Origin of the sequence: Pedobacter sp. MR2016-24 (genome assembly GCF_026239655.1) — a bacterium.
Lineage (GTDB): Bacteria > Bacteroidota > Bacteroidia > Sphingobacteriales > Sphingobacteriaceae > Pedobacter.
Map to the genome: position 1 here is coordinate 689,517 of NZ_JAPIVO010000002.1, position 14,251 is coordinate 703,767.

Annotated in this window: 10 protein-coding genes; 4 read left to right on the plus strand and 6 right to left on the minus strand. The window is 42.3% G+C overall.

Annotated features, from left to right (window positions below):
- Window positions 1-68: 68 nt before the first annotated feature.
- The 4 genes from OQX62_RS07155 to OQX62_RS07170 all read right to left on the minus strand — a co-directional run bounded on the left by OQX62_RS07155 (window position 69) and on the right by OQX62_RS07170 (window position 6,985).
- The gene (locus tag OQX62_RS07155; protein ID WP_265830753.1) at window positions 69-1,493 is read right to left on the minus strand and encodes a RagB/SusD family nutrient uptake outer membrane protein; all 1,425 of its coding nucleotides are present in this window, start codon (window positions 1,491-1,493) and stop codon (window positions 69-71) included.
- Window positions 1,494-1,504: 11 nt separating this feature from the next.
- Complete coding sequence (locus OQX62_RS07160; protein WP_265830754.1) at window positions 1,505-4,864, minus strand: SusC/RagA family TonB-linked outer membrane protein; 3,360 nt, start codon at window positions 4,862-4,864, stop codon at window positions 1,505-1,507.
- Window positions 4,865-5,126: 262 nt separating this feature from the next.
- Window positions 5,127-6,272 carry a FecR family protein gene (locus tag OQX62_RS07165; RefSeq protein WP_265830756.1) on the minus strand — a complete coding sequence of 382 codons (1,146 nt, stop codon included), beginning with the start codon at window positions 6,270-6,272 and terminating at the stop codon, window positions 5,127-5,129.
- A gap of 134 nt (window positions 6,273-6,406) precedes the next feature.
- On the minus strand, window positions 6,407-6,985 hold the full coding sequence (locus OQX62_RS07170) for an RNA polymerase sigma factor (protein ID WP_265830757.1): 579 nt from the start codon (window positions 6,983-6,985) through the stop codon (window positions 6,407-6,409).
- Between the two features lie 404 nt (window positions 6,986-7,389).
- Here OQX62_RS07170 and OQX62_RS07175 point away from each other — a divergent pair, with 404 nt between their 5' ends.
- The 4 genes from OQX62_RS07175 to OQX62_RS07190 are packed head-to-tail and all read left to right on the plus strand — an operon-like array spanning window position 7,390 to window position 9,727.
- Entirely contained in the window at window positions 7,390-8,130 is a 741-nt protein-coding gene (locus OQX62_RS07175) for an SDR family oxidoreductase (RefSeq protein ID WP_265830758.1), read from the plus strand.
- A 4-nt stretch (window positions 8,131-8,134) separates the two neighbouring features.
- Complete coding sequence (locus OQX62_RS07180; RefSeq protein ID WP_265830759.1) at window positions 8,135-8,320, plus strand: hypothetical protein; 186 nt, start codon at window positions 8,135-8,137, stop codon at window positions 8,318-8,320.
- A 41-nt stretch (window positions 8,321-8,361) separates the two neighbouring features.
- A complete protein-coding gene (locus OQX62_RS07185) occupies window positions 8,362-8,772 on the plus strand; it encodes a DUF2147 domain-containing protein (protein ID WP_265830760.1) in 411 nt (136 codons plus the stop codon).
- A 34-nt stretch (window positions 8,773-8,806) separates the two neighbouring features.
- Entirely contained in the window at window positions 8,807-9,727 is a 921-nt protein-coding gene (locus OQX62_RS07190) for a helix-turn-helix domain-containing protein (protein ID WP_265830761.1), read from the plus strand.
- Between the two features lie 262 nt (window positions 9,728-9,989).
- Here the strand turns inward: OQX62_RS07190 and OQX62_RS07195 are convergent, their stop codons facing one another.
- Both OQX62_RS07195 and dinB read right to left on the minus strand, forming a co-directional pair.
- Window positions 9,990-13,049, minus strand: coding sequence for a DNA polymerase III subunit alpha (locus tag OQX62_RS07195; RefSeq protein ID WP_265830762.1), 3,060 nt, complete (start codon window positions 13,047-13,049; stop codon window positions 9,990-9,992).
- An 11-nt stretch (window positions 13,050-13,060) separates the two neighbouring features.
- Window positions 13,061-14,221 carry a DNA polymerase IV gene (gene dinB, locus OQX62_RS07200; protein ID WP_265830763.1) on the minus strand — a complete coding sequence of 387 codons (1,161 nt, stop codon included), beginning with the start codon at window positions 14,219-14,221 and terminating at the stop codon, window positions 13,061-13,063.
- Window positions 14,222-14,251 lie beyond the last annotated feature (30 nt).

Consider the following 14,251-nt stretch of genomic DNA (forward strand, 5'->3'; position numbering starts at 1 on the left):
TTTATTGCATCAAGCCCGGATATAACTTTAGACGTTTGAAATAGCATGTGTTTATATTTTAATAATAATTAATTATATCCTGGATTCTGGTCTAAATTTTTATCGTTTTTAATCTCATAAGCAGGTATGGGCATCAATTGCTTATAAGGAGACCATATTCCCCCTTTTGTAGGGCTAACCACTGTCATTACATCATTGATTCGTCCGGAACGCTTTAAATCGAACCATCGGTGGCCCTGCTCACAAAAGAGTTCCAGCTGTCTTTCTTTCATCACTTCATCCAGGAGTGCAGACTGGTTAAGGGTAGAAGTGTTTCCCAGTCCGGCGCGATTACGGATTTTGTTGATATCAGCTTGTGCACCATTTATATTGTTGAGATGGGCACGTGCTTCTGCCCGGATTAAATACTGTTCGGCCAAACGGAGCAAGGTCAGATACTCTGGTTTATTGGCCGCTAATGCCGGTGTACTGGCTTTATACTTGTATGGGAACAGGTAATTTACGCCAGAAATGTTTGCTGTTCCTATCCAATTTGCTTTCCTTAAATCGTTAGCCTCGAAAGCCTGTTCCAATTGAGGACTGATAGAGGCAGGATTGGATGAAGTACCTATGGAATTGGTCAGCACAAAAGTACGTGCCTCGAATAAAGCATAGTTGCCCTGAATAACAGCCTGCAGCTGAAATATGGATTCCTGAGAGTTTTTCAGGAATACCGAAGAGGGGGCAACCAGGGAGAACATGGATGTATTGTCAATCAGAATAGAAGCGGCAGTTTCTGCCTGCGGCCATTGTTCATTATATAGATAGATACGGGCCAACAATGCCGTGGCAGCCCAATAAGTAGGGCGTACTCTTTCTGCGCTTGCAGAAGGATATGACGTTAAAGCATCACCATTTAAGTAATCTTTGCTGAGTTTAACCTGTGCATCTTGCAGATCGGCTGTGATCTGCGTATAAATTTCAGCCACTTCAGCACGTTTGGCCATGGTGTACAGGCGGTAATCAGGCTTAGTGACCAACGGGACTTTACCATAGGTGTTCACAAGATAGTAATAAAGCAATGCACGCATAAATTTGGCTTCCCCCACCAACTGCAGTTTGAGCTGCGCATTCAGTTTACTACTGGTCTCTATACCTTCAATAGCCACATTACAATTATAAATGAGTGTATAAGTGGTGCTCCAGTAAATCTCGGTATCAACAGACACATTATTCTGGTAAAGCTGTGTATACGAGGAAGCCGCATTGATATAATGGTTTTTAAGTTCATCGGAAGCGAAGCCCATATAGGCTGTTGCATAGCTGGTCAGCACATTATTGGTCTCAGCGATCCGTACATATAGCCCATTCAGTACTGATGTTGCGGTTTCATTCGTCGCATATATGGTAGATGCTGTGAGCCTGTCGTCAGGCGGATCAAGTTGAACAAATTTTTTGCACCCGGAGGTCAGGGTGAATGAGATCAAAATGAGTATAGTGTATATATATTTCATTTTCATAAGATTTAAAGGTTAACTTGTATACCAAGCACAAATACTTTGAGTGGAGGAAGTGTTGAATAAGATTGGCTTTCCGGATCACGGCCCTTGTAGGGGGTGATGGTAAAAACATTTTGCGCTGAAAGGTTAACACTTGCATTTTTTACCTTCAGCTTATTTTTAAAAGCAGAAGGTAACTGGTAAGAAAGGGTTACATTTTTTGCACGGATGTAAGAAGCGTCCACATAACTGGCATCGCTCTGCGCCCAGGTACTGTAAGCCCTTATACCTTCAAAGGATTGTGTGAAACGCTGATATTTTGCCTGGTCCCCTGGTTTCTGCCATCTGTCCAGAAATTCAACAGGCACATTACTCTGCGAGGTTGAGATTTGATCATAAAGATCGGTACTAAAATAACCTGGCGCAAAATCTGTTAAACTGACCCTGCCTACTTGTTTAACAAATTCCAGAAATACATCCAGCTGCAGGTTTTTATATCGGAAGCTGTTATTCAACCCCCCGAAATACTTTGGCAAGGTATTTATCGCGGTAATTTGGTATTCGCTGGACAGGTTCACATAGTTTCCGGCATTTGAACCCACTGTTCCATCTTTCTTAAGAGCGGTGTGCAAACCTGTCGTAGGGTCAATGCCCTTATAGACCCATGCATAACCTCTGCCGTTGACCGGCTGGCCAATTTCAAGTATGCTTGCATAGTTTGAATTTTCCAGGTTGTCAAATTTTAACAGTTTATTGCGATTGAAAGAGGAATTTAAAGTAGAAGTCCATTCAAAATTACCGGTAGTAATATTACGCGTGCTTAAAGTGACTTCTAAACCCGAGTTTTGGACCGTAGCTGGAAAATTATAGTTTGGAACACCTGTAAATCCGGTAAACGTAGGAATACTATAGTTGAGCAATTGGTTGGAACTGCGATTTCTGTAATAGGCCGCAGTGGCAATCACCCTATCTTTGAAAATCCCAAGATCTATTGCAAACTCAAGTTTAGCATTTTTTTCCCATGCCACATCTGGGTTTGCCAGGGAGCGGGGATAGAAACCTGTCAATCCCTGATAGGTATTTGCACCCCGGCTTTGATACAAATCATAATAAGCATAGTTGCCGATGTTGTCATTGCCGCTGCTACCATAACTTGCTCTCAGTTTACCGAGGCTAATAAAGTCGAATGCATTTTCAATCCATTTCTCTGATGAAAATATCCAGGCAGCAGCAGCAGAATAGAAATTTCCAAACTGTTTATCAGGGCCAAATCTGGAAGAACCATCTCTTCTGGCAGTAAAGTTGAGAATGTATTTGTCAGAAAGGTTGGCATTTAGCCTGCTGTAAACGGCATTATACTTGTATTGATATGAACCGCCATCACCCACGCCAACCTGACCTGCATTAGCCAGATTGCCTATTACCGCATCGCTTACGAAATTTGTGCCTATAAAGTAATGTCCCTCACTAGCAGATTTCTGAAAGGTGGTACCTGCCAGCGCACTGAGTTTAATGTCTTTTATTTTTACCTCATAGCTCAACTGAGGTTCTACGATCCATGTCTTCTGTTCATTGATCGTATTGATTAATGCAGGAATGGTTGAAGCGGGAATGAGTGAAAGGTATAAAGGCGAATAAGAAGAAACCGGCTGTTTAATTTTGATGTTACTATTTAGGTTCGTAAGTCCGATATTAGCTGTAAAAACAAGTCCATTAGCAATCTTATAGGTTGGTTTCAAACTGAGCACTACATTGTCTGTTTTATTACTGTAAGTCCGTGCCAAATTAGCATAAGGATTGTTCCCATTATCAGAATTTGGTCCGCCAAAATTTAATGTTCCGTCAGGTTTGAATGAATCAGGTGCATTAGGTGCCCTTAAGGTATTTCCGGTCACATCAATCTGTGAATTCAGGTTGTTGTCCCTGAGGAAACTACCAGAAAAATCGATTGTTAGTTTTTTATCTTTTGAATGGGTGGTGATGTTAAAATTCAGTCCGCCTCTTTTATCATCAAAATCCCCTGGCGATAAATTGCCTTGTCTATTAAATGTACCCCTAATACCATATTGAACCAGTTCGGTACCGCCTGAAAGGGAAAGATTGATATTGGTGTAAGCGGCAAACTGACCAATTAATTCCTTCTGCCAATTGGTATTTGCCGTTTGGCTCCATGTTCCATTGACATCATAATTAGGATCATTAGGGGAAGTTGCAATATCGGGTACAGGGAGACCATCATTTTTGAAAGCCTCACGGCGCATATCCAGGTATTGCTGGGTACTCATCAATTCCAAAGTTTTTGGTGCCTGGGTAAAACCCTGGTTGATGTTCAGGCCGAGGGACATTTTTCCGGTCTGGCCTTTTTTGGTCGTAATCAGGATCACCCCGTTTCCGCCCCTGGAACCATAGATAGCTGTTGCATCGGCATCTTTTAATACGGAGATACTTGAAATATCATTTGGATTGATATAGTTTAACGGATTGCCTTGCGGACTGCTAGCGAACACGCCGTTCCCACCATTATTTCCAAGCGGATCCATCAATAATGTAGATTGAAAGGGAATCCCATCAATCACAAATAAGGGGTTATTGCCAACTAGATCGTTTAGTGAAGACCTGCCCCTGATCTGAATATTCAGCGGACCGTTGATTACCCCGCTGGTCTGAGTAATCTGGAGACCAGCCACTCTTCCCTGCAAGGCGAGCATAGGGTTTAATACTGGTTGCTTTTCAATGTCTTTAGCTGTTACTGTGACAGTGTTTCCTGTAGCCAGTTTCTGGGTTTCAGTATAATACCCTTTGTTAACTATTACCTCCTGCAATTCCCCTGCTACTGGCTTCATGCGAATGATACCCATTTCCGACTTCCCGGACAGCTCCACCTGTTCATACCCAATATAGGAGACCACAATTATTGCTTTCTCATCAACACTTGCCAGGTAAAAATTGCCTTCCGAATCTGATTGAGTACGTTTTACAGTTCCTTTAACACTCACGGTTGCCCCACGTAAAGAAGTACCCTGAGCATCGACTATACGTCCACGGATGTCAATCGATGCAAAAGCCCTCACCAGATTGTCCAGAAAGGATGAGGCCCTCCTGGTGATAATGATGTTTTTGCCGTCTAATTCGTAGACCAGGTTTTGATTGGTTAAGCTATTGCTGAGCACTTCTTCTATAGGTGTGTTAGTATAATTTGCATCAACTAATTTGCCGTCCTTGATAGTAGCGGCTGTATAGATGACTGCATAGCCCGTTTGTTTCCGGATTTCTTTGAAGAATTGTTCCAGAGTAATGTTGTTTTTTTTGAGCGTGAGTTTCTGTGCAAAAGAAGCTGCGCTCACCTGCATCATTATAGCAATCATTAAAACTGTGGTTAGTTTCATAATCAACAGGATTTTAGGTACGTGTTGATTTTTCCAACACGTTGGTTTAGTATATATTTTATACATTTGGTCTTCTGTTTAGAATTAAAAAATGGTTACAAGTCATTTGTAGATCTGATCAGTTTTTTTGATCAGGAGTGTTTGCAGCACTCCTGATTTTTTTTTACTGTCAGTTTCGTCGGATGGATCTAGGGGTCCTCTGCAGTGGTTTTCATTTTGTTTGGATTGGTTTATGGTTTAGTTGATTCTCTGGCTGATAATATTATTTCCTGCTGATGATGATACTTTTTTCTTCGACTTTCATATTTACGTTCGCGGCTTTACTAAGTACTCTTAGAAGTGCTGTGATGTTTTCAGACCGGGATACGCTTCCGCCGAATACTTCCTTTTTGAGTTCCTGTTGTTCGAATATAATTTCTACATTATACCAGCGGCTGATTTTGCGCATAGCAGTTTCCATCGTTTCATTATCAAATATGAAGAAGCCATTTCTCCAGGCCACAGCCTCTTCAGTGTCAACTTCTTTTATACTAATTCCCCCGCTTCCGCTATATGTGGCTTGTTGCCCGGGCATCAGTGTGCGGTCGTAGCTGTTGCGGTTGCCAATTGTGGAGACTTTTACACTTCCTTCTAAAAGGGTGGTTTTGATGCTGGCATCATCGTCATATGCTTTAATGTTGAACTGTGTTCCCAGTGCAGTGACTTCCTGTTTGCCTATAGTTACGATGAAGGGATGTTTTTTGTCTTTTGCTACCTGGAAATAAGCTTCACCGGATAAGGTGATGCTCCGGTTTTTGAGCTTTGCGAAACTAGTTGGGTATTTGATTTTAGAGGCAGCATTCAGCTCTACCATAGTGCCGTCTGGCAATCGCACCTGGTACGTTTCCCCTTTAGCTGTCGATAAAGTGTTGATGCTATTTGGATGAGTATCCGAACCGCGAATTTCGTAAACCAATTGTCCATCCGCTGTTTTTGTGATACTAATTCCAGCCTCATTGGCGAGCTCACCATTAGCGGCATCAGTTAGTCTGATTTGCTTACCAGACGCCAATGTCAAGGTAGCCCCTACTTTTCCAGGCGTAATATCCTGAACGATAATATCAGCAGGTTGATTAGCTGTTTTTCTATTATAATTAAAGAAGTAAACACCCAACACAACCAAAGCAACTGCAGCGACTACCGCCACAATACGAGGCCATAGTTTTACGCTACGGGAAGAAGAAACGAGCCGGGCTTCCAGCCGCTGCCAGACTTCTGACTTCGAACTATCCAGTTCAGATTCGGACACAACAGCTCTCTTCTTATTGTTGAGCTGAAAAAGCCAGAGCTTAGCCATACGCCCCTCCCGCTCATTATGGCTTCCGGCCGGCAGCTGTTCTAAAATATCCTTGATGTCCTTTTTTTCCATAAGGCTTTGTATGCTGATTTACACTATGGCAGATCAAATAGCCTCATTGGTGACTCCAGATAAAGAAAAAGTAAACTTAAATTAAAATAATTAATCAACAAACTGATTATCAGTAAGATAATTTTTAACAGAAATTATCTATTCAGGATGTAGAGTACAAAAACAGCGGGGCCTAAATTGTCCCTGAGCTTTCTGACCGCCCGCTTGAGATGCGTGTTCACCGTGTTTTCGGATATATTTAATTTGGCAGCGATTTCTTTTGCACTTAAATACCCTTTGAATTTAAGTTCGTAGACTTCACGCATCTTAGCGGGCATGGTCTTAATTTCCTGACTGATCATATCGGCAATGTCTTTTTCACGGATCAAATAATCGGTTTCGGCGCTGTCTACTTCAATAAAATAATCGCCCTGCTCAATGTATTTTTTAACGATGGCCTGATGGCTAAAAATGTTGAATACCTTGTTCAGTACGGATTTATACAAATAACTGGATAGCGAAGTCTTCAGAACAAAGTTTTGCCTGTGGTCAATCATCCACGCAAACACATCATGCACCACATCTTTGGCTTCATCAGTATTGCGGAGTTTGTTATAAGCAAAAAGGTAAAGCAGGTTATAATAGCGGTCATATATTTCCTTAAATGCAGCGTCATCTCCGGAGCCAAATAACTCCGAAAGTTCCGAATCACTGTATTTACTATAGTACTCCATTGATGATTTTCTTTGATATAAATCCACTAAATCGTGAGCAATGTAGAAATTATTTGGCATATACAACTCACCAAAGTTCACCATGCGTAAGGGTATAGCGGTTGCTCCAGAATTTTTTTGGTTTTTACTTTAACAGCGGGAACAGATTGGTAAATACAATGTAGAACTCTTGTCCATCACAAGTCAGATACACGTCGCAATAATAATCTCATTTGCAAATTATGACATCACTACCATTCTTAATTTTCTACGAAGTGTATTACAGTGTTTTAGAACACAAGAAAAGTGGATTCGAACACATACCGTGAATTAAATTGACTGAGCTTTGCAGCATCATTAAACGATAAAATAATATGAAAATAGTTTTGTCAGGTTCATTAGGGAATATCACCAAGCCGCTTTTGTTGCAATTGATTAAACAAGGACATCAAGTTACCGTAATCAGCAGTTCGGTCGCAAGGAAAGCAGAAATAGAGCAATTGGGAGCAAAGGCTGCGATCGGCGAAATAGAGGATGGCATTTTTCTAACCAACACTTTTAAAGGTCAGGACGCTGCCTACTGTATGATTCCCCCCTTTAATTTTTTCGGGGATCAGAATCTTAATTATCAGGAACAGGCATTGAAAATCAGTACAAATTATGTTCAGGCGATTCAAAATGCGGGCTTAAAAAAAGTAGTTCATTTGAGTAGTGTTGGTGCCGAAAAAGCAACTGGGGCAGGTGTCTTAGTTTTTCATTACATCGCGGAATGTGTTTTTAAACAACTTCCTTCTGACGTAACTGTTACCCATCTTCGCCCGGGATCTTTTGATTATAATTTGTATGCCTTTATGGATATGATTAAGGGCAAAGGGTTTTTGGGAGGTATTATCGGTAAATTACTCTACCTTAAACATTATGGTCTGAAAGGTCTTCTGAAAGGATATTCCGGAATAATATTATCAAATTATGGCGGAGCCGACAAAATAGCTTGGGTGTCGCCCATAGATATTGCAACCGCCATTGCTGAGGAAATGAACACTCAACAAAAAGGCAAAAAAGTAAGATATGTTGCCAGTGAAGTACTTACCTGTCAGGAAATAGCCTCTGTTTTTAGGAAATGCCATTGGAAAGCCATACTTGAAATGGGTGCTTATCAGCGATAAGCAAATGAGCGATGCCTTTATAAAAATAGGAGCATCAGACCAGATCGCCAAAGAATTTACAGAAATGAATGTTGCGATGCATAATGGTAGTTTGTTTGAAGATTACTTCAGGAACAGGCCAGACATTCTGGGCAGGGTAAAAATTAAAGATTTTGCAGCAGAATTTGCTATAAAATACAATGAGCAATGAGACATCTATTTCTAACAATTCTATTTCTTAATTTTTCAACAATGTTATTTTCACAATCAAAAGCCGATGATATTATTGGTATATGGTACAGTCCAATAAAGGAAGGCAATGTGCAGATATTTAAGAGCGGTAACAACTATTACGGCAAACTAGTCTATTTAAAACATTCTGTCGATAAGCAGGGAAAACCTCTTCTAGACGTCAATAATCCTGACAAAGAAAAACGGAAAATGCCTTTGGTAGGAATTTTTCTGTTAACAGAAATTACGTTCCATGAAAAGAAGAACAGCTGGAAAGGAAAGCTATATGATTATGATGGGGAAAATGGAAATACCTATGATTCTTATCTTACCATTACCAAAAACGGCAACCTCAATATCAAAGGCTTTTGGGGACTTTCTTTCTTCGGATTAAATCCCGGACTTACTTTAGAAAGAGTTGATCTGGAATAATCTTATATTTAAACCTTGTAATAAACTAACCGGAATGATTTTGCAGCAGCCCTACCGAATAAAAACTATCAAAGAATACCATAAAATACTTGGTGCAGGTAATCCTGAACATCCTATGATAAGTGTCATAGACCTTGCTCAAATAACACCTTACAAAAGCGAGGAAAGTATCAAGGTGATTTTTGATTTTTACATCATCTCACTAAAAAAGGTGGAGGTCGGAAATGTACGGTACGGCTATGGGCAGCAAAAGTATGATTTCGATGACGGCATCTTGTTCTTTATATCGCCTAATCAGATATTTTCATTCAAAGCGGATGATGATTTTAAGAGTGCAGGAAGTATGTTGCTCATTCATCCAGACTTTTTATGGGGTAATCCGTTAGCTAAAAACATCAAAAGATATGAGTTTTTCAATTATGCGATAAACGAAGCTCTTTTTGTTTCCGAAAAAGAAGAACTTGTCCTGAACAGTTTTATCAAAAATATTGAGCAGGAATATCATTCACACATTGATAAATTCAGTGAGTCTATCATCATCTCTCAAATTGAATCATTCCTCAATTATTCAAATCGATTTTATATGCGTCAGTTTCTTACACGTAAAATATCGGGAAGTCGGATCCTGGATAAATTGGAGAAGATTCTTGACGACTATTTCAATGATGACAAGGTTATCAATAAAGGATTACCGACCGTACAGTATATTGCTGGACTTCTCCATTGTTCTCCCAATTATTTGAGTGGAGTTTTGAAAACCCTTACCGGTCAGAATACCCAGCAGCATATTCACGAAAAGATCATCGAAAAGGCTAAAGAAAAACTTTCGACGACTACGCTAACTGTAGGCGAAATCGCTTTTGAACTAGGGTTCGAGTACCCACAGTCTTTCAGCAAATTGTTTAAAAGCAAGACCGATCTTTCTCCGGTCCAGTTCAGAGCTTCATTCAATTAATTTAAAATTATAAATTACCTGATGTTCAATTTGTAGCATTATTGAAGTTCAGAAATGAAAGCTTATTTTGTTTTGGACTGCTATATTTGCTGAGTGCGGTTTTTATGTTGACGATATACCTCACTTACTGTAGCAATGACCGTTGCAGCGATATCTGCCACGGTATATACAGGCTATATCGGCATCCTGTTTTTTACGGAAAGTTTTACCGGACTTCCTGATTATTACCTTTGGGCCATTCGCTAAGGTATCTTTTTATTTATCATTTATCCCTCATCTTATATCTCGGCAAATTAATATCCTGCTCCTGCGGATAAGGCGCCCTGTTAGTCATGCTCACATCTTCCTGGATATTCTTGTGCGCCGTAAACTGCTTTTCATCACCAGTTGAAAACCTTGGGTCAGGGATAAAAGGCATTTTTGCCATCTTCACAATCGTAATCGTTGGAAAATGATAGTCCACTTCCACATTTCCCAGTAACAAATAACAGCCGCCGCCCTGAAATGGATACTGTTTCAACGTATTGGTAAAGTGTGCCGTATCAAACATTTCACCATAGCTGTCTATCCAGGTGCCAAAATACATCGGCCCCATTTTAGTAGGAACATGCTTACGTGAAATCAGGTAAGCAATCATCTTCACCTGTTTTTTATGGTACAGAGGCAATTCCTTGGCCTGTACAGATCCCCGGTACTTGGTTTGCAGCAAATCAAAAGGGGAGCAGGATACCGGGAAGCTGAGCAACTCAATTTCATCAAAGGCATCTTCAAATACCGATCTTTCCAGTGTGGGCAGTTTATATTCTTTCACGGGTTCCTGGATCAGCATCAGGTTCCTGTTCTCGGGTTTGAAATTCACAAGGATCAGCCTGGCGATGACCAGCAGCTGGTTCTTGGTTTTCCCGGTGAAACGAAATGCGCCGATAAATATCAGGATTTGTATCCCTTCAATGCCGATAGGAATGCGGTTAATGAAATCCTCCATCGATTTATAATTTCCATTCCTTTCGCGTTCGGCAACAATTTCCAGTGCAACCTTGCCTTGCAAACCGTCTAAGTGCATAAAACCCAGGAAAACTTCAATACCATACAAAGTAGTAGTATACTCACTTTTATTGACACAGGGGTTCTGGATATGTGCACCAGACATCCTGGCTTCATGGACATAAACTTCGGTTCGGTAAAAGCCGCCCATGTTGTTGATCACGGCGACCATAAACTCTATGGGGTAATGCACTTTCAGGTACAAACTCTGGTAACTCTCCACGGCATAGGATGCGGAATGCGCTTTACAAAAAGAATAGCCGGCAAAGGACTCAATTTGCCGGTAAATCTCTTCGCTCAGTTTCATGGGATGACCCTGCTGCGCACAGCTTTCGAAAAAGTGTTCTTTCACTTTCTGCAATGCTTCCTTAGAACGGCCTTTTCCGCTCATCGCCCTGCGCAGGATATCCCCGTCGGCAGCGGGCAATCCACCATAATGCAGTGCAATTTTGATCACATCTTCCTGGTATACCATGATGCCATAGGTTTCCCCGAGCTGTTCTTTAAATACCTCATGGAAATACTCAAAGCGATCGGGATAGTTATGCCTGAAGATATATTCTTTCATCATCCCGCTCTGCGCTACACCGGGCCGGATGATCGAAGAGGCGGCCACCAGGATCTTGTAGTCATTGCATTTGAGTCGCCGTAGCAAACCGCGCATGGCCGGACTTTCAATATAAAAGCAGCCAATGGTTTTTCCTCTTTCCAGGAATACGTTACAGGCAGCTTCGTTTTTGGAAATGGCATTGTCCCGGATGTCTACCTTTACACCGCGGTTCATCTCAATGAGCTTTACGCTTTCGTCGATATGACCTATGCCACGCTGACTGAGGATATCAAACTTCTCAAAACCGATCTCTTCGGCCACATGCATATCAAACTGCACGATAGGGAAGCCCTTGGGCGGCATTTCCAGCGTAGTGAAGTTAGTGATCGGTTCTTCGGAAATAATGATGCCACAGGCATGCATACTGCGCTGGTTGGGATACTTCTCCATCATCTCTCCATATTTATGTACCTGCTGTACAATGGAGTTTTTATCGTGAAGGTTCATGGGATTGATGGTCAGCGTATCGAGTTCCTCTTTGGGCAGCCCGAATACCTTGCCCACCTCCCTTAAGATGGATTTGTATTTAAATTCTACGTTTGTACCACAAAAAGCGACATGTTCTTTCCCGTAGCGGTTAAAGATATATTCCAGGATGGTATCCCTTTCTTTCCAGCTCCAGTCGATATCGAAATCGGGGGGACTCTTGCGGTTCAGGTTCAGGAAGCGTTCAAAGTACAGATCGAGTTCCAGCGGACAAATGGCGGTAATGCCCAGGCAATAGCTCACAATACTGTTTGCCCCGCTGCCCCTGCCGATATGCAGGAAGCCCATGCTGTTGCTGTAGCGGATAATGTCCCAGGTGATCAGGAAATAACCGCTGAATTCCAGCTCATCAATCACCTTGAGTTCTTTTTCCACCCTGGCTGATGCTTCTGTATGGTTTTTTCCATATTTCTTCAGCAAGCCCTGCCTGGCCAGACTGGAGAGCAGCTCCATATCGCTTTTTTTGTTATTGGTATAATATTTCCGGTTTCTGGGTACGCCAAATTCAAACTCGAAATTACAGTCGGCAATGACGGCTTCTGTATTGCGCAGAATCTGCGGGTAATCCTGGTACAGAGCCTTCAGTTTCTCCAGAGGCTGCATAAACTCAGACTTTTTACAGTAATCGTCTTCACCCAGTTTGGATAAAAGCTGGTTCCGGTCTATGGCCCGCAGAATCCGGTGCAGACTATATTCCTTTTTGGTGCGGTAGGTAACCGGCTGCAAAACCACCATTTTGTTGAGATAGCCCTGCCATTTTTGATGGAACAGACCGGGCAGCTGCTCAGGACGTACGCCGATAAACTCATGAGCTTTCAAACTGGCAGGGATGTTTTCCATAGGGTAGATCACTATTACATGTTCGAAGTCCGGCGCCTGCAGCGGGAGCGGAGTACCTTCAAAATTATGATGGGTGAGCAGCCGGTTCATTTCGCCCAGACCGGCCTTGTTTTTCGCCAGACCGATAAAATGCAGCCGGTGGTCATACCTGAATTCCATGCCTACCAGTGGTTTAATACCCTTATCCCGGCAGGCCTTGATAAATTCATAGATGCCCGTAACGGTATTGATATCGGTCAGCGCCAGGGTGCTGAGTTTATATTCACTAGCCTGCTCCACCAGTTCGGACAGGGGGATCGTGCCATAGCGAAGGCTGTGGAAGGAATGACAGTTCAGGTACATATTGAAACGTTTTAGTTTTTGGATCTTTTTTTCAATACTGCACCGGCACAACGTGCCACAGCGTCTGCGCCGAAACGCAGCTTCATTTTGTCCATTGCCTGGTAAAGCGCCATGATTTCCACCGTATCTTCAAACAGGTTGATCTGATGGGTGCCGCGCACCAGCCCGCTCAGCTGTATGCCGATCAGGCGAAGCCGCATCCTCCGCTGGTAGAGTTTCTCAAACAGCTCGCTGACTACCCGGTTCAGCGTATGGTCGGCAGAAGTATAAGGGATTTTACATTGTTTGGTTTCGGTATCAAAATTGGCGTACCTGATTTTCACGGTTACGGTAGAAGTGAGCCAGTTTTCTGAGCGGAGCTGAAAGGCCAGTTTCTCTACCATGCCCACCATTAATGATTTGAGTTTCGGGATATCTATGGTATCCTGATCAAAGGTATGCTCTTTGGAGATGGACTTTCTTTCGGTATAAGGTTCTACAGGATGGTTGTCTATCCCGTTCGCTTTTTTCCATAACTCCAGTCCGTTTTTACCGATCATCTGCTGCAATACTTCTGCCGGCATTTCAGAGAGGGTCTGGATATTGCGGATGCCAATGCGGGACAATAAATTGAAGGTCACTTCCCCCAGCATCGGGATCTTGCGTATAGAGAGCGGGTTTAAAAAGGAGCGCACCATCGGCTGCGGAATTTCGAGGTTGCGTTTTTGTTTGCTCTCGCCGGTGCCGATCTTGGAAACGGTTTTGTTCACGGACAGGGCAAAGCTGATGGGCAGGCCTGTTTCTTTGGTGATGGAGGCGGACAATTCAGTTGTCCAATTGTAGGCACCAAAGAACTGATCCATACCGGTGATGTCGAGATAAAACTCATCAATACTGGCTTTCTCCATTACCGGGGCTTTTTCCTGAATCACCGAGGTAACGGTATGGGATAACCTGGAATAGAGTTCCATATCTCCCTTGATGATTTTGGCCTGTGGACAAAGGTTCATGGCCATCTTGATAGGCATGGCTGAGCGTACGCCAAAATATCTTGCCTCATAGGAGCAGGAGGCCACCACGCCCCGGTCGCCACCCCCAATAATCAGCGGTATCCCATTCAGCTGCGAATTGGTTAACCTTTCACACGACACAAAAAAGGTGTCTAAATCCATATGCACTATCGCTCTCTCCATAAATAATATGCTAAATTATTTAGCAAAATT

What these genes read in the sequence shown, in the direction of transcription:
- OQX62_RS07155 (WP_265830753.1), bottom strand. Translation starts at nt 1,493, where the DNA reads ATGAAATATATATACACTATACTCATTTTGATCTCATTCACCCTGACC.
- OQX62_RS07160 (WP_265830754.1), bottom strand. Translation starts at nt 4,864, where the DNA reads ATGAAACTAACCACAGTTTTAATGATTGCTATAATGATGCAGGTGAGC.
- OQX62_RS07165 (WP_265830756.1), bottom strand. Translation starts at nt 6,272, where the DNA reads ATGGAAAAAAAGGACATCAAGGATATTTTAGAACAGCTGCCGGCCGGA.
- OQX62_RS07170 (WP_265830757.1), bottom strand. Translation starts at nt 6,985, where the DNA reads ATGGAGTACTATAGTAAATACAGTGATTCGGAACTTTCGGAGTTATTT.
- OQX62_RS07180 (WP_265830759.1), top strand. Translation starts at nt 8,135, where the DNA reads ATGAGCGATGCCTTTATAAAAATAGGAGCATCAGACCAGATCGCCAAA.
- OQX62_RS07185 (WP_265830760.1), top strand. Translation starts at nt 8,362, where the DNA reads ATGTTATTTTCACAATCAAAAGCCGATGATATTATTGGTATATGGTAC.
- OQX62_RS07190 (WP_265830761.1), top strand. Translation starts at nt 8,807, where the DNA reads ATGATTTTGCAGCAGCCCTACCGAATAAAAACTATCAAAGAATACCAT.
- OQX62_RS07195 (WP_265830762.1), bottom strand. Translation starts at nt 13,049, where the DNA reads ATGTACCTGAACTGTCATTCCTTCCACAGCCTTCGCTATGGCACGATC.
- dinB (WP_265830763.1), bottom strand. Translation starts at nt 14,221, where the DNA reads ATGGAGAGAGCGATAGTGCATATGGATTTAGACACCTTTTTTGTGTCG.